Source organism: Streptomyces sp. TRM68416 (assembly GCF_014596915.1).
Lineage (GTDB): Bacteria > Actinomycetota > Actinomycetes > Streptomycetales > Streptomycetaceae > Streptomyces.
Map to the genome: position 1 here is coordinate 50,272 of NZ_JACVWU010000037.1, position 22,344 is coordinate 72,615.

Genomic DNA, 22,344 nt, shown 5'->3' on the forward strand with positions numbered 1-22,344 from the left:
TGGCACCACAACTATCCATAGAATCGCCGGTTTCGCTAACCGGCGATCGTCGTCTATATTGCGCTCGCGCGGTCCGCCGCGAAGTGGTTTCCCAGGGGCAGGAAGTACCGATAACCGGCACATCAATCGACTATTTCGTCAACCGGCGATCGTGCCCTAAAGTTTTGGGACCGCCTTCTACCGCCTTCTTTTTCGGCGCCCTTTCTGCCGTGAGAGATGTCGCGGGATAGGGCTGGACTTGCGCGGCCCGGGTGTGGCTATGTGTTGACGGCACCCCGGAAAGCGCGAGCGGCCACCAGTGCGCCACGCGCCGCCGGCCGGTCAACTCCCCCACCCCTGATGCCCGTATCGCCACGACGACGGTGAGCCGTGGGTGCCCGCCCACCTGCAACTGAGTGAGGAACCGCCCCTCTTGGCCCGAATCCGCACCATCAAGCCCGAAGCCTTCGTCTCCGAGTCCCTGGCCGCCGTCTCCCTGACCGCCGAGCGCACCTTCATCGGCCTGCTCACCCAGGCCGACGACCAGGGCCGCCACCGCGACCACGCCGCGATCATCGCCGGACAACTGTGGGTGCTGCGCCCGGAGCACGCGCCCTCGGACGTCGAGACGGACCTCGCCCAGCTCGCCGACGCCGGGCTGATCTGCCGCTACACAGGGCTCGACGACAAGCGGTACCTGCACATCGTCACCTGGCATCAGCACCAGAAGATCAACCGGCCCAGCAAGAGCCGCCTCCCCGCCTGCCCGCACCACGACGCCCCGGCAGGAACCACGCCAAGCCCCACGGGGGTCGGCTTCACGGAGCCCTCACCACCCCTCAGGGAGCCCTCCGTGCAGACTCACGCGAGATGCGCGAGCCCGCACCGAATCCGGACACCGACAACGAATCCGCAGGTCAGGAGGGATTCACAGAGCCCTCCATGAGGGCTCACGGAGAGCGCCCGGAGCCGTCGGTGACGTCTCACGGTACGGATCTAGGACCTAGGATCATGGACCTAGGAAGTACCCCTTCGGGGGGCGCGAGCGCCCACGCACCCGACACCGTCTCGGCCCGGCAGCTGATCGCCGAGTACGTCGCTGCGTGCGCCCACCGTCCACCAACCGGCGTCCTGGACCATCTCGGCCGGGAAGTGCGCAAGATGCTCGCCGAGGGCATCGCCCCCGCCCACATCCGGGCCGGACTCGAACGCCACCGAGCCAAGGGCCTCCATCCCAGCACCTTGCCGAGTCTCGTCCACGAGGCCATGAACGCCGCGCCCGTCCCGGTCGGCCACACGCCGTGGACAAACCCCAGCGACATCGACGCCGCCTACGGAGGTGACCTCTGACCGCCACCCTTGCCCAAGAGCCTCGCCAGGTCGGTCCGCTCGCCAACCGGCTCAACACGATCCTGGCCACCCGCGGTATCGACCCCCGCGTCACAGCCGAGGAACCGCCGCCCGAGCCCGTCACGGCGCTGGAACTCGCGGACGCCCGGATCCCCGCCCGCTACCGCCGAGCCCTGGCCGACCACCCCCAGATCACCGCCTGGGCCGACCACATCGCCGGAGCAGGACGCCCCGGGCCCGGAGGTCCAGGAATCGCCGAGGGCCCGTCGCTGCTGATCGCCGGCCCCACCGGCACCGGCAAGACCCACCAGGCGTACGGCGCCGTCCGCGCCCTCCTGACCCGAGGTGTCCGCCTGCGCTGGGAGGCAACGACCTCCGCCGACCTGCACGCGCGGCTCCGTCCCCGAGCAGGCCACGACGCCGAACGGGACCTGCAGACGCTGGCCCGTTGCCCGCTGCTGGTCCTGGACGACCTCGGCGCGGCCAAGACCAGCGAGTGGACCGAGGAGCTCACCTACCGGCTGATCAACCACCGGTACGAGCACATGCTCCCCACCCTCATCACCACCAACCTCCCCACCGCCGAGCTGCGCACCGCGCTCGGCGACCGCGTCGCCTCCCGCCTCGCCGAGATGACCGAACGCGTCATCCTCACCGGCCCCGACCGACGCCGCACCGCACCCGCCGCCTGACGGCGGCACCGCGTCTCCCCCTTCCCACCCTCACCTCGCCCCGCCCGCGCACAGGCATGCCCTCACACGCGCGAGCCCTTTGGAGAGCCCCTGCATGACACCTGGCAACACCGTGACCACAAGCGCCGCAGAGACTCCGGCAGCATCCCTGGCGCACTGGACCACCTCCCCCACCGCCGCCGTGCTGCTGCTCGTCGCCCTCGCCCTGACCGCTGGATGGCGGTGGCAGCGCGTCCGCAAGCCCGGCAACCGGCAGCGACGTCGCACCGCCTCGATCCCGGTTGCCGCCGTCGCCGCGATCGGCTGCACCGCCTACAGCGCGGACACAAGCTGGCGCTTCGCCGCCGACTACCTCGACATGGGCGGCACCATCGAGCGCGCCGCGATGTTCGCCGTCGCCGAACTCGCCCTGTTCGCCACCGCCCTGATGGCCCGGGCTAACCTCAACGGCCCGAAGCAGGCGCCCGGCCTGCCCGGCACCCTCACCTGGGTGATCACCGGCGTGCAGATCGTGCCTGCCTACGCCGAGTCCGGGCTGGTCGGCGGAACCGTGCGGGCCTTCGTCGGCCCGGTCCTGGCGGCGATGCTGTGGCACCTGGCCATGGGCATCGAACTGCGCAACCGCAGCCCGCACGCCGACTCCCGCAGCCTGACCGCCGTCCTCGCCCGCCAGATACGCGAACGACTGCTGGCCCGCCTGGGGATCGCCGACCGGGACGCGGACGCCGCCCGGATCATCCGCGAGCGCGCCCTCGACCGGGCCGTCACCCTGATCCTGCGGGCAGAGGCCATGAAGCCCGAGAAACGTGCCAAGCGGCGAGGCCAGCGCCTCACCCGCCGCCTGCACCAGGCACTGGAGCAAGCCGACGTCGACCGCGACGAACGCCAGGACGATCTGCTACTGCGCAAACTCGCCACCCGGCAACAGGCCCTCGCCCTCGCCTCCATCCCCCTGCCCGCCCGCTGGCCCCACCCCGCCCCGGGGTCTATGGACGGATCCACGATCGCTGGCCTTCGGGCCAACACGGCAATTCGGGCGGAGATTCCGGACGGCCCGCCTTCAAAGGTCGCGGGTGATGACGCCGCCGACCGGGCACCCCGCCAGGCCGAAAACCGCCCGCAACAGCCCGCCCGCACCGCCACCATCCCGGAACCGAACCCGGGCGAGAAACCGCCGAACGTCGATCCGGGCAAGGCTGCGCGGGCGAAGTCGAATCGCCCGGGCCACAAGCCGCGGGCGACACGGGACCTCCTCACCGAGTACGCCCATCGCCTCCACCGCGACACCGGACGTCTCTCCCGTGACCTGTTGGAGAACGCCGTGCGCGAGGACGGCTACAGCGTCGCCAGCGACACCGCCGGAGAAGTCGTCCGCAGCGTCAAGGCCGACCTACGCACCAGGCCCGCCGGCCACCCGCAATGAAACCGCCCCTACACCCAAGCCCCAAGGAAGACCGCTCGATGCACGACTCGCACCACGCACTCCACGACGCCCAAAAGGAGATCAACACCCCCACCTCAGCGCCAGCAAGTTGTACCGGGAGCAATGCTCCCGACGTTCCCGCCCCGGGGGTGGCGGGAACAGCTCGGTGCCAGGGGGCACCGGACCGTAAGGCTGCGACCGAGGGCGGACCGCAGCCAGGAGGGAAGCAGGCCGAGTCCCTCGCGAAGAGACGTCAGCGCGCGCGTCTGCCGCGAGAGCGCAAGCGCCTGAAGCAGCCCAGCTGCCGTATGAACGACGCAGAGTTCAAGCGATTCACCGACGCCGCCGCCTACTGCGACCTGTCCAACGCCGCGTTCCTCGCCTACGCCGCCGACAAGGCCGCTCGTGACCTGACTCGCACCGCCGCGGAGATCGCCACCGAACGGGAGGTCATCAACGAGCTGTTCGCCGCCCGCCGCCATCTGGGCCGCATGCACGGCCTGTTCAACCAGGTCGCCAAGGCCCTCAACTCCGGCGCCGACGCACCCCACCTGGACGCTGCGGCCGAGGCCGTCCAAAGCGCCGCCCGCCGGGTGGAGGACGCCGCCGACGCCCTGCTCGCCCACCGCGACGGCGGTGCCGCTGAGTGATCCCCAGCATCCACGAACGCGGCAGCAGGACGATCGGCCTCATCAACTACCTCTACGGCCCCGGCACCCACGAGGAGCACATCGACCCGCACCTGGTCGCCGCCTTCGACCCCCTCACCCCCGACCCCGGCCGCGACCCGAAGGCCACCTATGAACAGCTCCAGCGCCTGCTCGACCAGCCCGTCAACGCCCTGCCCACCAGCCGACGCCCCAAGAAGCATGTCTGGCATCTGTCCGTGCGGGCTGCTCCCGAGGACCCGATCCTGTCCGACCAGGACTGGGCGGCCATCGCCCGCCGCGTGGTCGCCGCCACCGGCATCGCCCCCGACGGCGACGATCAGGCATGCCGGTGGGCGGCCGTCCGCCACGCCGACGACCACATCCACATCATCGCCACCCTGGTCCGCGACGACGGCCGACGGCCCCGCCTGCACAACGAGGCCCGTCGCGCTCAGGCCGAATGCCGCCGTATCGAGGCCGACTACGGCCTGCGCCGCGTACCGCCCGGGGACGGCACCGCCGCCAAGCGCCCCACCAGCGCCGAACGCCACAAGGCGGAACGCCAGGGCCTCGAACGCCCCGCGCGCGAAGAGCTGCACCAGACCGTCCGCCAAGCGGTGGCCGGCGCCGCGAGCGAGGCGGAGTTCTTCGCCCGGCTCAAGGCCGCCGGGCTCCTGATCCACCAGCGCGTCGCGCCGTCCGGCGACCTGCTCGGCTACAAGGCGGCCCTGCCCGGCGACGTCAACGACGACGGCGAGCCCATCTACTACGCAGGCTCCACGCTCGCCCCCGACCTCTCCCTGCCCCGCATCCGCAGGCGCTTCCCCACCACCCACGACGTCCACCAGGACGAGCAGGAAGCGGCCACACGTCGGCCGCCCGCTCACTCGCACGCAGCTGTATCGGCGCCGACTGCCGCCCGACGCTCGGCCACCCGCGCCGCCTGGACTGCCCTGGTCACCTTCGACCAGGACGGCGACGGCGCTGCTGCGGCCCGCATCGCCGCCACCGGCGAGATTCTGGACACCCTCGCCCAGACCAGCGCAGCGCACACTCGCCAACAACTCCGTGACGCGGCCTGGGCGTTCGAGCGGGCCACCCGCTCCCACACCCGTGCCGAGTACCGGCATGTCCAGGCCATGCGCCGAGCCGCCCGCGACCTCCGCTACAGCGGCCCAGCGCTGGGCCGAGGGGAGGACGGCGCGACCACGGCGATGCTGATCGACACCCTGTTCTTCCTCGCCACCGCCGCCGCGCACTGGCACGCCCAGCGTCACCACGCCCAGCAGGCCGAGGCCGCCCGCCAGGCCGCCGTCCACCTGCGCGCCGCCTACGCTGCCGCCGCCGAGGAGCCCATGGCCCGCCTGCACGCCCAGGGCCTGCGCCTGGTCCAGCCCGTACGCGACTGGGCCGCCGCCCTCCTCCACGCCACAACGCCCGAGATCGCCGACGCAGTAGTGAACGAACCTGGCTGGCCCGCCCTGGCCGCCACCCTCACCCACGCCTACCAGGCCGGCCACAACCCCCAGGAGCTGCTGGCCGAAGCCGTTGCCCCCCGTGAACTGGACTCCGCCGGGTCGGTCAGCGACGTCCTCGTCTGGCGCCTGCGCCACATCGCCGACCTGCCCGCCGACGCGGCCGAAACACCTTCCACCCGGCCCGCGCGCCACGGCACACCGGCCTCGTCTCCCGGCTCCGCTCGGCTCGCTGGTCAAGGCGGCGCACCGCAGGGACACCGCAGGTAATCCCGCTGCGGAGACGCCTTTCGGTCAATGTTCGACCTGGGCGCCTCCGTACGCGTCTTGTGCGGGTTTGCGGTATGGCGGTGCTTCCTGTGCCCGAGGACGATGCCCCTCTGTGTCCGCCGCTGATCGTCGTGGCCGGCGCCAACAGACACGGGGGTGGGAACTTGTCATACGCGGAGCACCAGTCGGTGTTCTCGGCGCCCGCGGTGCCCTTGGGGACGGCGGGCGACGCGCGGGAGGTGATCAGGCACGGGGCCTACACCGAGGGCATCACGCGCCGGTTGAGCGCCGCCGCCTTCGCCCGCACGGACTGGCTGGCCGTACTCTGTGCCGTACTGGCGCAGCTGTGGAAAGACCTGAAGGCCGCCGTACGGAGGCGGCTGCGATGGCTCTTCCCCGCCAAGGAGGCCGAGAAGGCTGCCGGTTCGTCGGAGCCGAAGCCGCCAGAGGTGGTGCTGGGTGAGGACTACGCGGTCTGGGTCCGTCGTCGGATCAAGAAGTCGGCGCGGCCGGTGCCGGTCTACGGCTTCCATCAGGAGCCGGTGGTGCACGCGTGCGATCGTGCCATCCAGCGCATGCGAAGACGCCGAGTGGCCGTCGTGGCCGCGGTCGCGGGCGTTGTCTGGCAAGCCATCGCCGGCGCCCTCACTGCCGGCTGGGCCATCCCCGTCCTGCTGGCCGGGCTGTGGGGCATCTACCTGGCCGAGCGCTACCTGGCCCAGCTGCGGCTCAACGCGCTACTGGCCGGAGAACTGCACGCGCCTCCGACCGCAGTGCAGGCCCACGCCCTGCCGTACCTCCACGAACGTCGCGCAAACGGCGACCGGCACCGGTTCCTCGGTGCGGGGCTTCAGGCGTGGCAGGAGGCCGTCATCGGTATCGACGTCGAGCCCGCCCCCGAGGGTCAGGACGCCGAAGACGACAGCACCAGGCCGCTTCCGGGCCTCGGCTCACCGGCACGAAGGCCAGGTCAGCCCGACATGGCCGAGGTGGCCAAGGCCGTCCTGGACGCGCTGGCGAAGCACAACAAGCCGGTGGCCCGAAAGCCTCTGAAGCACTTCACCGCCGCTCAGCTGCACGCCCACATCGCGCGCCGCCTGGACGATCCGGCACCCTCCCACCACCGCGATCATCCGAAACTGCGCGTGGAGGTCATCGGGATCGCCGGCATCCACCACAAGCGCTGGGACCAGATCGACGACGACGCCTGGCGCAGCCTGCACACCCTCGCCGTGGACAACTTCGGTGACAAGCCCGCCGAGGAGGTCGCCCGCCGCTACATATGGGCGCGGGTCACCGCCTGGAACGGCGACCTCGTCGCCGCCATACTCGTCCACTTCGCCTACCAGGGCGGCTTCCTGCGCGTCACCGTCCGCCCGCACATCATGGGACCCCTCAACCCGAAAGTCGCCGGGCTCGCGCCCGCAGATCCGCGCAGCCTGAAGTGGATCGGCCGCACCGCGTTCAACGCCCTTGCCGACGTCTACGTCGGACTCGACCGGCTCATACGCCGCAAGGCCCGCAAGCGCCCCGAGCTCGACCCGGGCAGCGGACCGGTCAGCCTCCGCGAGGTCTACAGCCTCCGCTGGCTGGAGGACATGCACATGCACGACGACGCCCGCTACTACGTGCAGATGATGCAACGCCGGGTCTTCGACTCCACCGAGATCTTCCTGCGCGACCACAACGTAGACATCGCCGCCTACCGCCAACAGTCCACAGCCATCTACAACTTCGGCGTCATGAACGGCGGCACCATGACCGGCGCAGTCCAGGCCACGCCGTTTTCCGTCAACCCCTCCATGACGAACTGACCCATCAAACCCGCCAGGAGCCCCGCATGCCCATCCGCCGCCAGCCCGACCCGATCCCGAACAGCCCCAACTTCGGCATCATCAACAACGGCCACATGACCGGCCCCGCCCAAGCCGCGCCTTTCTCCCAGAACGCCTCCCAGACCAACAACATCACCAACGAGGCCGTCGACAAGGCCCGCGAAAGCATCGACGACCTGCGACGGTGCCTGGAAGAACTTCGCGACCAGTACCCCGAGGTGGACGGCGCCCTGCGCGACCTCGACATGATCGCCCCGCGGCTCGACGAACCCGATCAGGACCCCGGCACCCTGCGCTACATGCTCCAAAACCTCGTCGAACGCTGCGGAGGCATCCCCGGCGTCCTCACCGCAGCCCAGCTCGTCCAGTCCACGGTCACAGCCCTGCTACCCGGATCTTGAGACTCCTGCATCACCATCCCAATGCAGCTCATGACCACGTCGGATCCGTCAGTTCCGACGCGCAAGCGCGGGCCCCAGTAGATCCAGGGCTTCCTCCCAGCGGAACCGATCCGCACCGCCGCCGGCCTTGGGCCGGTGAGGTTCGTAGCTGCCGATCAGTACGCCCATCTCGCGCAGCCGTTCCAGGCTCTGCCGATAGGCGGGGTGGGCGGCCTGGGCCGAGTTCAGATACGGCAGGACGGCAGTGGGGATGCCCATGCCGTACGCCTCGCACAGGATGCCCAGGGCGAGGGTGTCGGAGATGCCGACGGCCCACTTGTTGACCGTGTTGAAGGTGGCCGGCGCGACGGCGATCGCGTCCGCGGGCGGCAGGGGGCGGGCCTCACCCGGTGTGCGCCAGGCCGAGCGGATCGGGTAGCCGGTCTGCGCTTCGATCGCCTCGGTGTCGAGGAAACCCAGTCCCTGCGGGGTGGCGATGACCCCGACGTCCCAGTGCCGCTCCTGCGCGACAGTGATCAGCTTGCCGACGTCGCCGGCGATGCCACACGCGCAGACGACGACGTACAGGAAGGGCTTGTTTTCCGGGGTGGTCGGCTCGGTCACGCAGGGACTCCCAGTTGGCGGCTGAAACGGTGCAGTTCCGGCAGGGTACGGCGACGGTCGCGGGCCGCCATGTCGGCGACAAGGTCGCGGACGGCGGGGCGGCGGATGTCCTGGGCAGCGCACGTCTCAGCGATGCGCAGGGCCTGGTAGCCGTCGGCGAGGCGGCCCTGCTGGCTGTAGGCGCGGGCCGTCTCCACCCACAGGGCAGCCCGGCGTTCGGGTACGGGGATGTGCCTACGCATGAGCGGGCGCGCTGCTTGCAGGGCGAGTCCCGCGTCGCCGAAGGCCACCAGGGCGCTGAGCTCGTGGAGGGCGACGTTGGTGGGGCTGAAGTTGGCCCAGGCGTCCGGGCGATCGAGGGAGACGTACCGGGCGACCTCCTTGGCCTCGGCGAGGAACTCCTCGGTGGCGGCGCGGTCGCCGCCGCCACTGGCCGCGGTCACGCCGCGCAGCAGCAACAGACCCACGGCCGCGAGGTACTTCGGTGAGCGGCGGTCGTAGGAGCCGGTGAGCTGATCGGCCGTGTGCCGGACGAGGGTGACGGCCTGGGCGGTGTGCTTCTCGCGGGCCAGGACGTGGGCCTGGACCCGGACGCTGGAGGCGAGGACCACCGGGTCGCCGGAGCGTTCAGCTTCGGCCATCGCCCGGCCGACCGCGAGCCAGGCGTTGCCCTGGTCGTGCTGTTTGAGCAGAAGGCTGGTCGAGGTCTGGTAGGTGGTGGCCAGCAGCGCGTACAGCACGTCGCCGTCCGTCGCACCGCTGGCGGCCAGGCGCAGGTCGGCGATCAGTCCGGGCAGGCTGCGCTCCAGTTCCGCATAGTCGCACGTGTAGAAGAGCCTGCGAGCAGTCCCGACCCGCTCGCGGAGAACCGACGTGTCCAAGGGGGCACCAGTGGTCGCTGGGCTCAGGCCCGGTAGGAGGGCTTGGACGAGGTCGTCGTGAGCGGCGGCTGTGGTGGAAGGGGTCGCGAGCGCGGCGATGCTCGCGGCGAGGAAGGTACGGCGGTGCATGTCTTCAGCTTCAGGATCGGCGGTGGAGGCATCGGGCGCAGAGGCGAGGCCCAACTGCTCGGGCGGAATCTTGAGTTCCTGCGCGACGGCACGCAGGACGCGGATGTCCTCCGTGCCACGGCCGCTCTCCAGACGACTCACCTTGGACTGGTGGTAGCCGAGCGCGGCGGCGACATCCTTCTGCGAGCGCCGCTGTAACACCCGTGCCCGACGGATGGCTTCGCCGATCCGTCTTGCTTCGCTGTGTGCTTCGGCCATCTGCCACGGCCCCTTCCGCCGTCGCCGATCCTGCCTGCCCAACCGAGCGTAGATCAGCCGCACTTCGCCGTGATGCAGCTCCTGCATAACCGATGCAGCACCGGCACCTGGGCTAACCACCCACCGCGACGAGCTGGTTGCTTGAAGTGGCCGCACCTACCCCGGGAGGCCGCTCATGGCAGCGCACCAGCTCACTTTCTCCGTACCCGCCACACCAACCGCGGTCACCGCCGTCCGCCACCAGGCGGTGGACGCGATGGCCGGCTGGAAGGCGGAACTGGACGACGAGCTGGTGCACACCGCAGCACTGGTGATCAGCGAGCTGGTCACCAACGCAGTCCGGCACGCGTGCCCCGGCCAGATCTCGCTGGCCGTGCGGCTCGTCGAGGCCGCCCTGCGCGTCGAGGTCTGCGATTCCAGCCCAGCGCTGCCGCAGCTCGGCCTCCCGGACCGGCACAGCGAGAACGGGCGCGGCCTGTCCCTCGTCGCCGCCCTCGCCGAACGGTACGGCGCCGAGCCGACGCCCACCGGCAAGCGGTGCTGGGCCGAGATCGCCCTGACAACGGGACCGGACCAGGACATCCCCGTCCCCCTCCCTCTGCAGAGGAGTTGACCGTGCCAACCACCGCATCCACCACGGCCCGGGCCGCCGAGGTGATCGCCGTACGCCCCGGGCCGCCGCTCGCCGGCACCGTCGCCGTCGACGGATCCAAGAACGCCGCCCTGCCACTGCTGGCCGCCGCGGCAGCCCTGAGGCGCCCAGTGCGGCTGAGCAACCTCCCGGCCAACACGGACGTCGAGATCATGCTCGCTCTGGTCGAGCAGGCGGGCTGGCACGTCGCACGACCCGTCGGTGAGCCGACGACGGCATTGATCCTTCCGACCGAGACCCGGCACATGGCGCCGGCCCTGGCCCAGGCTGCCCACATCCGAGCCTCGTACTACCTGGTACCCGCCTTGCTCGCCCGGCACGGCGAGGCACGGCTGCCGTGGCCGGGAGGCTGCCGGATCGGTGCACGCGGGATGGAGTTGCACTTCAAGGTGTACGAGGCGTTCGGGGACCGTAGCGCGGTTGACGACTCGGGTTACCGCGTCGAGGCCGTCGCACCGCGCAGGGGCACCGTGTCCCTGGTGCTGCCGTTCCGCTCCCGCGGGGCGACCGTGGCTGCCTTGCTGCGCGCCGTCACGACCGGCCGACCGTTACGGCTGGGCGAGCCCAACCTCTCTCCGGAGGTCGTATGCGTGCTCGCCGCGCTGAAGTCGGTTGGCTGGGAGACCCGAGCCGGCGAGCGCCTCCTCACCCTCGTGCCACCGTCCTCGGGCCAGGTCGACGAGGTCGCCTGGGAAGTGCCCGGCGACAAGATCGAGGCAGGCACCCTGGCGTGCGCGATTGCCGCGACCGGAGGTACAGCACGCATCGCGGGCGTGCGGGGCCAGGACGTCGGCCCGCTGGTCGCGGCTCTCAGGCGGCTGGGCATCCCCGCCGACACCGAGTCCAACGTGCTCTCCGTCCGCGCCCAGGCGGCGCGGCCGACAGGTCTCGCTCTGCGGGCCATCGCCTCTCTCAGCCCTGGTGGGCTGGACGCCGACTTCGAACCCCCGCTCATGGCACTCGCCCTCAGCCTGCCCGGCGACCACCTGTTCGCCGACGCGATCAACCCCGGCCGCCACGGCAACCTGCTGCCCCAACTGGCCCGCCTCGGCGCAGAGATCGACGAAATCTCGTCCACCGAGTGCCGCCTGACCGGCCCCCAACGGCTGACCGGCGCGGGAGTGGAGGCCACCGACATCCGCACCGGCTCCGCCCTCGTGGTCGCCGGCCTCACCGCGCAAGGTGTCACCACCGTAGGTGGCCTCGACCAGCTGCGCCGCGGCCATGCCGACCTGCCCGGCAAGCTCCGCGCGCTGAGCGCCGACATCTGCGAGGTCACCCCATGACCCCCACATGCACACGCACACTGCGCCAGATCGTCGCCACCACCGACGTCCACTCCACCCTCGACAACGCCGCGCCCTTCCTCACCCACCTCCACGCCCTCCGCCCGACCTCGCTCATCGTGGACTGCGGCGACTTCTTCGAAGGCAGCGGCTACTACCGCCTCGCCCATGGCGCCATCGAGCGCGAGATCCTGCTCAAGCACTACGACGTACTCGCTCCCGGCAACCACGGCTGGCTCCACCACTTCGAACCGGACCTCCGTCGGCTCACCGTCTGCGCCAACGCCGTCGACGCCAGCACCGGTGAGGCCCTCTTCCGCCGTCTGCACATCGCCGCCATCGGTGGTCAGCGCGTCGGGGTCACGGCAGTCATCGGGCAGCAGGCTTTCAACTCCATCCCCGCCGACCAGCGCGCCGATCACCGCGTCACGGATCCCGTCCAAGCCGTACGCAAGGTGATGCTTGCCCACCACCACGAAGTGGACAGTTGGATCCTGCTCAGCCACTCCGGCTTCGACGAGGACCTCAAGCTGGCAGCGGCCTGCCCCTTCCTCGACGTGATCTTCGCCGGGCACTGCCACAGCGACCAGTACGGCCCGGTCCGGGTCGGCGACACGCTGATCGTCAAAGGACGCGAGCTCGCCGACGGGTACGCGATCGCCACGCCCGTCGGACCGGGCTGGGGTGCCGGCACCACTCGTTTCCCGGACCGGGAACCAGTCACCCTTCCTGATGAGCTGGCTGAGGTGACATCGCGGATCAGGGAAGTCAGAGGGCAATTGACCGGCGTCCTGGGACCTGTCGCCAAGGCGTATCGGCACGGGATTCCCGATCGCCGCCACCTGCTCGTCGACCTCGCAGGACGCCTGCGCTCAGGACTCGGCGTCGAGGCGGTCGTCCTCAACGAAACCGCGCTGCGGCCCGTCCCGCTCGGCGACACCCTCACCCTGGGCGATCTGCTCACCATCGAGCCCTTCGACAACCAGCTCGTTCACGCCCACGTTCCAGAGGACCTACGACAAGACCTTCGTGGCCTGCTGTCCCACCTCACGGAGCAGGCCGGCCCTCTCGTCGCTGAGCCGGACCCCTTGCCGGACGGCATCACGACCGTGCTGACCACCGACTACCTGGCCGACACCTACCTGACCGGTCGCACCCACGCCGCTGGGCTGCTTCTCGGCCAAGCCGTCAAGCACGTCCTCACCGCCCCTGCCCAAGGAGTCACGCGATGATCCTCACGGGTCCCGAGATCACCGCGGCCGCCCAGGACGGCCGCCTGCGGATCACGCCCTTCGCCGCCGACCACGTCAACCCCAACAGCTACAACGTCCGCCTCGGCCCGACCTTGATCACCTACACCGCCGACATCCTGGACGCCCATCAACCCAACCCCACCGCCGAGTTCACCATCGGCCCGGACGGCTATGTCCTCCAGCCCGGGGAGCTCTACCTCGGCCACACCCTCGAAGAGGTCGGCTCCGACACCTGCGTCCCGCTGCTGTTCGGCCGTTCCTCGGTCGGTCGGCTCGGCCTGTTCGTCGAGATCACCGCCCCGATCGGGGACATCGGCTTCCACGGCCAGTGGACCCTGATGCTCACCCCGATCCGCCCCCTTCGCGTCTACGCGGGGATGAGGATCGGCCAGATCATGTTCTTCGCCTCCGCCGGCCCCATCACCCTGTACCGCGGCAAGTACCAGGCAGCAGCCGGCCCGCAACCCTCCGGCTACTGGCGCGACGTGACAAAACTTCGGGCGGTGGCCTCGTGATCCTCACCGGCCCTGCCATCGCCGCCGCCCGAGCCGCAGGCGAGATCACCATCGAGCCCTACGACCCGGCTCGTCTGTCCCCGAACGCCTACGACTGGCGCCTGGGTGACACCCTGCGCATCTGCGACACCGACCTGGACGCCGCCACCCCAACCCCCTACGCCGAGACCACCATCCCCACCGCCGGTCTGGTCCTGGAGCCGGAGGTGCTCTACCTCGGCGTCACCCACGAGAGGACGGGTTCGGAGACGTACGCCCAATTCCTCAACGGCGACCGCACCACCGGTGCGCTCGGCATCTGGGTCCACGTTTCCGCCCCGCTGGGCCACCAAGGGCACGCCATCCGCTGGACCTTGGAGATCCGGGCGGCCAGACCCGTCCGTGTCTATCCCCGGATGACCTTCGGCAAGCTCGTCTTCCTCCACTGCTTCGGCACTCCGGCCAGCTACCAGCTGCACGGGGTGAAATACACCGCCACCGCCGGCATCGACATCTCACGCCTCTACGAAGAACTCGCCGGAGGCGCCACATGAGCCCCCTCGCTGCTACGGCCCTCGACCTGCCCTTCGGCAGCGCCGGCGGAAGCGTCGAGCTCTTCCTCGACCTCTACACCGGAGAGACCCCGCTGATCCCGGCCCGCGCCTTCATGCTCGCCCCTCAGACTCCTCCGCCCCGCCTGCCTGCCGGGCTGGAGTTGATGGCCGTACCTGGTAAGTGCCTGTCAGGACCGCCCTTCACGGCCTACGTCAACGCGTTGCGCAGGGCCCTGGCACAACGCATCGACCCATCCAGCGTCGACATCCTCCACCTCCAGCACCTCGCCTTCGGCGGAACCCCGGCCCTGATCCGCGCCCTACCGGCCCGCCCGCGCATCGCATTCGCCCACGGCACCGATCTGCTGTTCGCCGAAGCCCACCGCGACCAGCTCCGAGTCCTGCGGGAAACCGAACGCCTCGCCGACGCCATCGTCGTCCCGACCGGCGCCATGGCTGATCAACTGCTCCAGCTCGCCCCTACCACCGATCGCAGGAAGATCGTGAAGATTCCCTGGGGCATCCCCGACCACCTGCTCACCACCCCACCACCGCGCCCTGCCCGCCGGTCGACCGGGCACCTCCGGCTGCTCTATGCCGGGCGCCTTACCGCGGAGAAGGGCATCGAGTCCCTCCTGCGCGCGATGCCCGTCACCCAAGCCGCCGAACTGAGCATCGCTGCACCCCGCCACCAGTTCCACGCCCTGACTCCACTCGTGCGCCTCCTCAAAGTCCGCGTCCACTACCTCGGCTGGCTCAGCCGCCCACAACTGTGGAAAGCCTTCGCCGACCACGACGCCCTCGTCATGCCCTCGACCACCCTCGAAGCCATGGGCCTGGTCGCCCTCGAAGCCCAAGCCTGTGGACTGCCGGTCATCTACCAGCCCGTCCCCGGACTGAGCGACACCCTCGCCGCAACCGGCCTGGCCACCGACTTCACCAACCCGGCCGCCCTCGCCCAGGACCTCAGCCGGCTCCGCAGCACCACCGGCCTCCTGCCCACGCTCCAGGCCGCAGGCCGCACCAACGCCGCCCGCTACCCCCTCACCGCCACGGCAGCAGCCCTGAACGACCTCGGCAAACAGCTCGCCTGACCACCCACGCCGCAACGGGATCCGCGCCCGGCTCGTCACTACGCTGAGCGCCGGGACACCACACGGCACGGCCCACGACCGATCGGGAGACCATGGCGCTCGACCTCGACACCGACCGCATCCATCAGCTCCTCCACGACGGCGTCCGCGACAAGGTCTACCCCGGCGCCGTCTGGGCCATCGGCGACAGCCTCGGCACCAGTGCCAGCGGGACCGCGGGCGTCCTGGATCCCGAGCGGCCGAGCGAGCCCATGCGGCACGACACCGTCTTCGACGTCGCCAGCCTCACCAAGATCCTCGCCGTATGGTCAGCCATCGGCTGCCTCGTCGAAGACGGCAAACTCCAACTCGACACGCTCCTGGGCGATTTCTGGCCCGAGGTGAGCGGGCACCCCCTGGCGCAGGTGACCGCTCGTCACCTGCTCACCCACACCGCCGGCGTCCCGCTCCGGGCCAACCTGAAGAACCTGTACGGCACTGATCCCCAGGACATCCGCGACGGTGTCCTCCGCGAGGCCCTCCACCGGCCGCCAGGCGAGGCGGTCGAGTACACCGACCGCGCCGCCCTCATCCTCGGCTACCTGGCCGAACACCTCTCCGGCCAAAGCCTCGACGCCCTCGCAGCCAGCCGCGTGTGGCAGCCCCTCGGCATGACACAGACCAGCTTCGGGCCACTGCCCACCGACACAGCCGCACGCTGTGCACCCACCGAACTCGACGACGCCACAGGGACGCATCTCCGCGGCACCGCACACGACTTCTCCGCCCGCTTGCTCGGCGGAGTGTGCGGCATCGCGGGCGCCTTCTCCGTCCTCAACGACCTCGCCATGTTCCTGCGCTTCCTGCTCGACCCGTCACGGGTGAGCGAGGCACCCGGATTCGGCCCAGACTGGATCAAGGAATCCCTGCAGATCCACACAGGGCAACTGACCCCGCCCCGTGGGCTGTTCTGGCACCCGGCCCCCGGCACCACGCCCGAAACCGACGACATCTGGGTCCACTACGGGTTCACCGGCACAGGCATCTGGGTCTCACCCGGCAAGGACCGATGGGCGGCCCTGCTCACCAACAAGCTCTACTACACCCGCGACCGCGAACCGCTGACCCACATCCGCAACGCATTCCGCTCACTCGCCTTCACGTGAGCAGAGCGCGCTGCTGGTGCTCCGGCACCGAGATCCCCTTGCCTGGTCTCTGCCTGCACCCATTCCATCAGCGTCTGACGGACGCCGCGGCCGGAGACGGGCACCGACCGAGATACCGGCAAGAGGCCCGAAGAGCGCGGGATACCCCTCGGGTTCTCCGGCGAGGGCTGCCCCGGCGAAGTGTGCGATCGCGCTGGCAAACGGTCCCCAGCGGCCCGTGACGGCGGTGGCCTGGAGAAGGGTGAGGTTGCCGCGGACCATGCCCGCCGCGATGGCCAGGAGGAGAAGCAGGGGGTACGGGCCCGGTGTGAGCACGAGGGCCGCGGTGGTGGCACCGCCCGCGACGATCAACGTGACCGTGCGGGTGGTGACGCCGGTGTGTCGGGCCAGGGTCGCATAGAGGGTGCGGCCCAGGGTCTGGCCCGCACCGCACAGGCCGAGGACCCACGCTGCTGCGGTCGGGCTCGCGCCACGTTCGGTCACCAGGGCGACCAGGGCGACCAGGGGGATGACGACGGCGTACATCGCGAAGCCGTTGAGGCTTCGCTGGTCCGGTGGCCCTGTGGCAGGGAGCTCGGAGTGCGAGCGCGTGGGCGGGGATGGTGACGGCGGCGAGGATCGCCGCGAGAATCCGGTGCCCTCGCCGAACCCGGGACCTCGTTCTCTCGGTAAAGTGCCTGCTCACGAGCATGCCTGGGAGCCTCGGAGCGGCGTAGAGTGAAGCGAACGGGGGTACTTCGCACACCGGCCGCCACGCGGTGTCGTTCCCGGCGAGAATCAACACCGACCTCCAGGAGGAGGCCGGGGACAGGTCCGCGTCATGACCGCGACCATCGAACCAACGATCATCAAAGACTGCCTGCCTTCGGCGTCGGCCAGGCTGTCCCTGGCCCCGACCGGCTCGGTTCCAGCTCTCCTGGACGGTGCCTGGTGGCCCCGCTCCCGTGACCTCCTCCGGGAGATCCCCACTCTGACGAACGCGCTGGACGCGTGCTGGGGCCGGATCACCCACGTCACTGTGAACCCGGCCCACTGGCCCGTCATCCCGCGCAAGGTCCCTGTCGCGGGGCACACGGTGCATGTCGGCTGGTTCGCCGACGGGCAGGACCCGAACAAAGTGATCCTCCTCTCCTACACGGTGGGCCGCCTGGACCTGCTGGTGATCCCTCCGGAGACGGAGCCGGCCGCCGCCGCCCGGCTAATGGCAGCAGCAACCTTTTCAGGAGGTATCCGCACCGCCAGCGCTCTGATGGCCGACGAGGCCGTCGGCCACGACGCGGCGGAGGCTCGGAGCCAGGAAGAGGAATGGGAGACCGACGGCGGAGCCAGCCGCTTCGGCGGCCGGAGCCGCGATAGGGATCTTGGGTTCCGCCCTGAGGAGGTGAGGATGTGGAGACAGCCGTCACCGTGGCCGTGATCATCGCGGGAATGTTCCTGATCCACCGGCTCAACGCGCAGCATGACGAAAGGATCGGGGCGTTCCGCTACAGCGACGCCCTACCGGGAATCGGCCGGCGGACCCGCAAGAGTTCACATGCGACCGCACCGAAGGCTCCTCCTGCCGACGCCACACGCCGTGAGCGTGGAGAGGGGAGCCGCTGATGACGCAGACCTGCTTCCAACCGGGGTGGGTATGGGGCGACTGCCGTCACACCCACCGACACGTCGCCCCTGATGCGCGTAGTCCTGTATGAGCAACGGGTCACCACGAATGACCGGATCTGCCGTCGGCCGGGCACGCGGAGGCTCGTATCGTCGCCGCGGACCCGGAGGCGACTCGCCATGTCGCGGAGCTTCTCCGCCGTTGTGTCGTCGGCACCGAAGCGCGCAGCTACCCCGGAGGCGCTTACGACGGAACGCGCCTCCACCTCACCGTGGACACCACGCGCGTGGCGGAGCCGTTGCGTTCCTGGCTGATGACCAGCCAGTCCTCCCGGGACGATCACACACAGCCGGACGAAATCCGAGGCGACGACACTCAGCGGGGGAAGGTGGATAACGCCCCAAACATCCGGTTTTCCGTCAGTGCCGGCACGGGAGTGCAGGCGACCATGGCGACACTGCACAAGCGGCAGCACTACCGCGAGGCGATCACGAAGCACCCTTACGAGGCCGTGGAAGGCAATCGCCTCCTCGGCCTCACCGGGGCGCAGCTGCGCGAGGACCCGTCCATACCCGAGGAGGACCTGGCCGCCGCCTGCACGTACTTGGCAGCCGAGGGACTGATCCAGGTCGACCGGGCGAGAGGAAACACACCCGCGATGGTCACGCTGACGCACACAGGGATCCAGTTCATGGAGACCGAGGAGAAGGACAGCGACTGACATGGCACGGGCCGCCCTCAGGGCTCCGGCCGGTCACGTGACAGCCACACCCTCCCATATGGCCGATATGACTGAAATGATGTCCCAGGCATACCCTGGTGAGTGGGTCCGCGCACTCTCACGTGCAACGACCCGGAAGGGCGGCCCCGGTGTGTATACGCCGGGGCCGTTGCGTCACCGGTACACGCCACCTGGAGAAGACGTGATCCACTCGGCCGATCTCCGTGAGTGACACAACTGCGTCGCCGTTGACCCGACCTGCCCCTCTGTGCGGGATACCACCGCCGTCTCTGGGCGCAATGCCCGACATCGCTCACATGCCATTTGCCTGAGCGAGGTCGGGCACTCGCCGTTAACGTGAAGGAAAATGAGGAGGCACGACAGGCTGCCTGTGGCGTCGGAAAGTGGTGACCGAAGATGACGGAAACCGGACTGCCGAACCAGCCCGAGACCCCTCGCGCGGGATCATTGGGCGAGCGCGGCGGGAAGAATGCGGGGGGTCCGCACGGAAGCGATCCGGGCGCGCGCGGCCATACGACAATCGCCGACGGTGTGGTGGCGAAGATCGCCGGGCTGGCGGCCCGGGATGTACCGGGCGTCCATGCGATGGGCGGCGGGTTCGCCCGTGGCATGGGGGCCATGCGCGAACGCGTGCCCGGTGCCGGCGGGAAGTCCGTCACCAGCGGCGTGAAGGTCGAGGTCGGCGAGGTACAGACCGCGGTCGACCTGGAGCTCGTCGTCGAGTACGGCGTCTCCATCGTCGAGGTCGCGGGCGACGTCAGAGAGAACGTGATCGCTGCCATCGAGCGGATGACCGGTCTGGAAGTTGTCGAGGTCAACATCGCGGTCGGCGATGTGCATCTGCTCGACGAGGACGAGGAACAACCAGAACGGCGGCTGGAGTAATCGCTTGCCGGAGCCAAAGCGAGCGAGGATCGCGCAATGGGTGTGGCCGCGGTTGGCCTGTTCACCGGGATGGCGCTGGTTTTCGCCGGGCGGTTCGCCGACGGTGAGGGAACCGGGCGACCTCTTCCACACCCGCGAGCACGGCAACCGGCGGCGGTGAGACCGACCGCTCCTCGGAGGACGACCGCCGACAGAAGTGAGCCCACGTCCAGGAACGGTCCGTTGGGCCTCATCGGGGAGTAGCGTGAATGCATCGGGAGCATTTCGCACACCGGCTCCGATGCCGGTGTCGTTCCCAGTGAGCAACGACACCGGGCAGCTGCGCTCGCGCAGAGGTCCGGAGACGGGTTCGCGCGATGTCCGCGACCACCTCCCCTCCCCCGCTACGGGCCGTTCCCTTCAGGACCCCGACCGCGCGCCTCGCGCTGAAATCCGTGAGTCCTTCACCAGGGCACGTCGAGCTGGACGGCGCCTGGTGGCCTCGGTCACGTGACCTGACACACGAACTCTCTGCTCTGGCGGACGTACTGGATCCGCTGTGGGGACGGATCACCCATATCGCCGTCAACCCGCGCTACTGGCCGGCACTCCCGCGCAAGGTCTGCGTCAACGGCCATGTGGTGGAGGTCGGTTGGTTCACGTCGGAGCAGGATCCGCACAAGATCCTGCTGCTGTCTTACACGGCGGGCCGCTGGGACCTCCTGGTGATTCCCCCGGAGACGAGTGCCCCCTCGGCCGCCCGGCTGATGGCCGCCGCGAGCGCGAACACCGGCCCGCCGACGACCGCGACCGCCCTCGTGGCGGCGGAACAGGCCGGCGAAACCTCCTCGTCGTGCGAGGCCACCACCGGCCGGCCCGGTCGGCTGGTGGTGGGGATGTGACGGTCGTCGTCGCGGAACCTGGCCGTCGGTGCCCTGAAGATTCGCCGGGCAGTCCGTCGCGGGCCGGATCAGTCGTGGCCACTTGCCGCGGCCGCCATGAGCGGTTCCGCGGCTTCCTCGGTCGTATCCGGAGGCACGACCAGCAGATCCCAACGCCCCTGGCCGGGCGCGAGCAGGACGATGGTGTGCGCGGCGGATGCCGTGAGGGTCCTGTGCAGCCGTACGACCTGGTTGGAGACGAGCATCCGGCCGGGCACCGCGGACCAGGTCGCCCCGTTGACCGTGACGCTGGTGATGTGGCCCCACGCGCGCGGCAGCCCGGCGAGCAGCCGGGGGAGTTCGGCGAGCAGGTCGTACGAACGGGGCCACCACGCTCCGTCGATGGGCTGGGGCATGCCGCCGTGAGGAGCCAGGCGCAGACGGAGGAGGAGGTGAGAGGGAAGCGGGGGTTGCAGTGCGGTGGTCATGAAAACTCCTGCCAACTGCCATGAGACACTGATTGGTTGACGTCAGGCGCGACGGGCCGCGACCCGCTCCGCCGTCGGCCAGCGCACGTCGTGCACCCAGCCGAGGCGTTCGAGGAGGCGGATGACGGCGGCGGAGGGGTCGAGCTGGCCGCGGTCGACGCCGTGGCGGGCGCTGGTGGGGTCGGCGTGGTGGAGGTTGTGCCAGCTCTCGCCGAACGAGAGCAGTGCGAAGGGCCACAGGTTGGCGGCCCGGTCGTGGCGCCGGGTGCGGAATGGCCGCTCGCCGATCATGTGGCAGAGGGAGTTCACGCTCCAGGTGACGTGGTGGAGGAGGGCGATGCGGACGAGTCCCGCCCACAGCAGGGCGGTCAGCGCGTGCACCCAGGTACCGCCGATGAGCCAGCCCGCCGCGAACGGCAGGGCGAGGGTGAGGACGCACAGCGCCGGGAAGGCGCGGGCGACGGCGCGGATGTCGCGGTCGGCCAGCAGGTCGGGGGCGTAACGCTCCGGCGGCGTAAGGTCGTTGCGGAAGAGCCAGCCGACATGCGCGTGCACCAGCCCGCGCAACTGGCCGCGCAGATGCGTGCCGTGGCGGTACGGCGAGTGCGGGTCGCCGGGCCGGTCGGTGAAGGCGTGGTGGCGCCGGTGGGTGGCGACCCAGCCGATGACATCGCCTTGGAAACTCATCGAGCCGGCCACCGCGAGCGCGATCCGCACGGGACGGACGGCCCGGTAGCCGCCGTGGGTGAGACCACGGTGGAAGCCGACCGTGACGCCGAGGCCGGTGATCGTGTAGAGGGCGAGGGCGAGCACGATGTCGGCGGGATGGATGAGGCTCCCCCACAGCAACCAGCCGGCCAGGCCGAGCGCCACGAACGGCAGGACGACGATCACCGCCGTCACCGTGACATACAGCCGGTCACTGCCGCTTCGCGCGGGCGCTAGGCCGTCCGGCGGGAAGGGGGACGTCCCGTCGTAGCCCGGGGGAGGCGGGGCGGCGCGCGACGGTGTGACCGTCGTGGACGTGGTCGGACTGAGTGGCATACGTGGCTCCTCGGCCTGGATGCGGATGGCGCGGCCGGGGTCACGGGCTGCCCATGGGATGGGAGTCGCGAGGAGGGGGCCGGACACCGGCTACGAAGCGCCTCGCTCTCTCCACCGTACTCCCGCACGCTCCGGGACGAGGCGGACCGGTTCGCGTGGCGACCGCGTTGACACGGACCGTGGCCGGACGTTGACTGGCAGCACGGTGCAAGGCCATGCCACCCCGGAACACACGGCGAAGCATTCCGCCTTCCCGCCTCGCCCAGACCCGCGGGAACCCACCTACCGGACAACAGTG

Annotated in this window: 22 protein-coding genes and 1 pseudogene; 18 read left to right on the forward strand and 5 right to left on the reverse strand. The window is 70.1% G+C overall.

Translation table 11 applies throughout. The features are described from left to right. The first annotated feature begins 412 nt into the window (after positions 1-412). From ICC28_RS41405 to ICC28_RS37795, 7 genes and pseudogenes are all read left to right on the forward strand, one after another. A pseudogene (locus tag ICC28_RS41405) lies at positions 413-1,329 on the forward strand (hypothetical protein). Further along, the gene (locus tag ICC28_RS37770; RefSeq protein ID WP_188293406.1) at positions 1,326-2,021 is read left to right on the forward strand and encodes an ATP-binding protein; all 696 of its coding nucleotides are present in this window, start codon (positions 1,326-1,328) and stop codon (positions 2,019-2,021) included. The pseudogene ICC28_RS41405 and the gene ICC28_RS37770 overlap by 4 nt, the downstream one beginning before the upstream one ends. Positions 2,022-2,115: 94 nt before the next feature. After that, on the forward strand, positions 2,116-3,444 hold the full coding sequence (locus ICC28_RS37775) for a hypothetical protein (RefSeq protein WP_223190573.1): 1,329 nt from the start codon (positions 2,116-2,118) through the stop codon (positions 3,442-3,444). Between the two features lie 308 nt (positions 3,445-3,752). Continuing rightward, on the forward strand, positions 3,753-4,094 hold the full coding sequence (locus ICC28_RS37780) for a plasmid mobilization relaxosome protein MobC (protein ID WP_188293377.1): 342 nt from the start codon (positions 3,753-3,755) through the stop codon (positions 4,092-4,094). After that, complete coding sequence (locus tag ICC28_RS37785) at positions 4,091-5,839, forward strand: relaxase/mobilization nuclease domain-containing protein (protein ID WP_188293378.1); 1,749 nt, start codon at positions 4,091-4,093, stop codon at positions 5,837-5,839. The genes ICC28_RS37780 and ICC28_RS37785 overlap by 4 nt, the downstream gene beginning before the upstream one ends. A 164-nt stretch (positions 5,840-6,003) precedes the next feature. Then, complete coding sequence (locus ICC28_RS37790) at positions 6,004-7,653, forward strand: hypothetical protein (protein WP_223190575.1); 1,650 nt, start codon at positions 6,004-6,006, stop codon at positions 7,651-7,653. Positions 7,654-7,679: 26 nt separating this feature from the next. Further along, positions 7,680-8,075, forward strand: coding sequence for a hypothetical protein (locus tag ICC28_RS37795; RefSeq protein WP_188293380.1), 396 nt, complete (start codon positions 7,680-7,682; stop codon positions 8,073-8,075). Between the two features lie 48 nt (positions 8,076-8,123). Here the strand turns inward: ICC28_RS37795 and ICC28_RS37800 are convergent, their stop codons facing one another. Together ICC28_RS37800 and ICC28_RS37805 are read right to left on the reverse strand one after the other, a co-directional pair. After that, positions 8,124-8,678 (reverse strand): flavoprotein, encoded by a 555-nt coding sequence (locus ICC28_RS37800; RefSeq protein WP_188293381.1) that lies wholly within the window; start codon positions 8,676-8,678, stop codon positions 8,124-8,126. Beyond that, entirely contained in the window at positions 8,675-9,946 is a 1,272-nt protein-coding gene (locus tag ICC28_RS37805; protein WP_188293382.1) for a helix-turn-helix domain-containing protein, read from the reverse strand. Before ICC28_RS37805 ends, ICC28_RS37800 begins: the two co-directional genes overlap by 4 nt. A gap of 175 nt (positions 9,947-10,121) precedes the next feature. On the opposite strand from ICC28_RS37805, the gene ICC28_RS37810 reads away from it, so the two are divergent. The 7 genes from ICC28_RS37810 (at position 10,122) to ICC28_RS37840 (ending at position 16,424) form a co-directional block, all read left to right on the forward strand. After that, positions 10,122-10,559 carry an ATP-binding protein gene (locus ICC28_RS37810; RefSeq protein WP_188293383.1) on the forward strand — a complete coding sequence of 146 codons (438 nt, stop codon included), beginning with the start codon at positions 10,122-10,124 and terminating at the stop codon, positions 10,557-10,559. 41 nt (positions 10,560-10,600) lie between these two features. Further along, positions 10,601-11,884 carry a UDP-N-acetylglucosamine 1-carboxyvinyltransferase gene (locus tag ICC28_RS37815; RefSeq protein WP_188293408.1) on the forward strand — a complete coding sequence of 428 codons (1,284 nt, stop codon included), beginning with the start codon at positions 10,601-10,603 and terminating at the stop codon, positions 11,882-11,884. Next, the gene (locus ICC28_RS37820; RefSeq protein ID WP_188293384.1) at positions 11,881-13,116 is read left to right on the forward strand and encodes a metallophosphoesterase; all 1,236 of its coding nucleotides are present in this window, start codon (positions 11,881-11,883) and stop codon (positions 13,114-13,116) included. Before ICC28_RS37815 ends, ICC28_RS37820 begins: the two co-directional genes overlap by 4 nt. Then, positions 13,113-13,652 (forward strand): dCTP deaminase, encoded by a 540-nt coding sequence (gene dcd / locus ICC28_RS37825; protein WP_188293385.1) that lies wholly within the window; start codon positions 13,113-13,115, stop codon positions 13,650-13,652. Before ICC28_RS37820 ends, dcd begins: the two co-directional genes overlap by 4 nt. Beyond that, the gene (locus ICC28_RS37830; protein WP_188293386.1) at positions 13,649-14,185 is read left to right on the forward strand and encodes a dCTP deaminase domain-containing protein; all 537 of its coding nucleotides are present in this window, start codon (positions 13,649-13,651) and stop codon (positions 14,183-14,185) included. The genes dcd and ICC28_RS37830 overlap by 4 nt, the downstream gene beginning before the upstream one ends. Beyond that, positions 14,182-15,279: a glycosyltransferase family 4 protein gene (locus ICC28_RS37835; RefSeq protein WP_188293387.1), complete on the forward strand. Its 1,098-nt coding sequence runs from the start codon at positions 14,182-14,184 to the stop codon at positions 15,277-15,279. The genes ICC28_RS37830 and ICC28_RS37835 overlap by 4 nt, the downstream gene beginning before the upstream one ends. A 92-nt stretch (positions 15,280-15,371) precedes the next feature. After that, on the forward strand, positions 15,372-16,424 hold the full coding sequence (locus ICC28_RS37840; protein ID WP_188293388.1) for a serine hydrolase domain-containing protein: 1,053 nt from the start codon (positions 15,372-15,374) through the stop codon (positions 16,422-16,424). On the opposite strand, the gene ICC28_RS37845 is transcribed toward ICC28_RS37840, so the two are convergent. Further along, positions 16,407-16,949, reverse strand: coding sequence for a hypothetical protein (locus ICC28_RS37845; RefSeq protein ID WP_188293389.1), 543 nt, complete (start codon positions 16,947-16,949; stop codon positions 16,407-16,409). The two genes, ICC28_RS37840 and ICC28_RS37845, sit on opposite strands and share 18 nt — an antisense overlap. A gap of 295 nt (positions 16,950-17,244) precedes the next feature. Here ICC28_RS37845 and ICC28_RS37850 point away from each other — a divergent pair, with 295 nt between their 5' ends. The 4 genes from ICC28_RS37850 to ICC28_RS37865 all read left to right on the forward strand — a co-directional run bounded on the left by ICC28_RS37850 (position 17,245) and on the right by ICC28_RS37865 (position 20,535). Further along, on the forward strand, positions 17,245-17,841 hold the full coding sequence (locus ICC28_RS37850) for a DUF5994 family protein (RefSeq protein WP_223190578.1): 597 nt from the start codon (positions 17,245-17,247) through the stop codon (positions 17,839-17,841). A 634-nt stretch (positions 17,842-18,475) separates the two neighbouring features. Continuing rightward, complete coding sequence (locus ICC28_RS37855) at positions 18,476-18,748, forward strand: hypothetical protein (protein WP_188293390.1); 273 nt, start codon at positions 18,476-18,478, stop codon at positions 18,746-18,748. Positions 18,749-19,165: 417 nt separating this feature from the next. Continuing rightward, entirely contained in the window at positions 19,166-19,654 is a 489-nt protein-coding gene (locus tag ICC28_RS37860) for an Asp23/Gls24 family envelope stress response protein (RefSeq protein WP_188293391.1), read from the forward strand. A gap of 434 nt (positions 19,655-20,088) precedes the next feature. Further along, positions 20,089-20,535, forward strand: coding sequence for a DUF5994 family protein (locus tag ICC28_RS37865; RefSeq protein WP_317454170.1), 447 nt, complete (start codon positions 20,089-20,091; stop codon positions 20,533-20,535). A gap of 68 nt (positions 20,536-20,603) precedes the next feature. Here ICC28_RS37865 and ICC28_RS37870 read toward each other — a convergent pair whose 3' ends face one another. Together ICC28_RS37870 and ICC28_RS37875 are read right to left on the reverse strand one after the other, a co-directional pair. Beyond that, a complete protein-coding gene (locus tag ICC28_RS37870; protein ID WP_188293392.1) occupies positions 20,604-21,002 on the reverse strand; it encodes a DUF5994 family protein in 399 nt (132 codons plus the stop codon). 42 nt (positions 21,003-21,044) lie between these two features. After that, complete coding sequence (locus ICC28_RS37875; protein WP_188293393.1) at positions 21,045-22,046, reverse strand: acyl-CoA desaturase; 1,002 nt, start codon at positions 22,044-22,046, stop codon at positions 21,045-21,047. Positions 22,047-22,344: the final 298 nt, after the last annotated feature.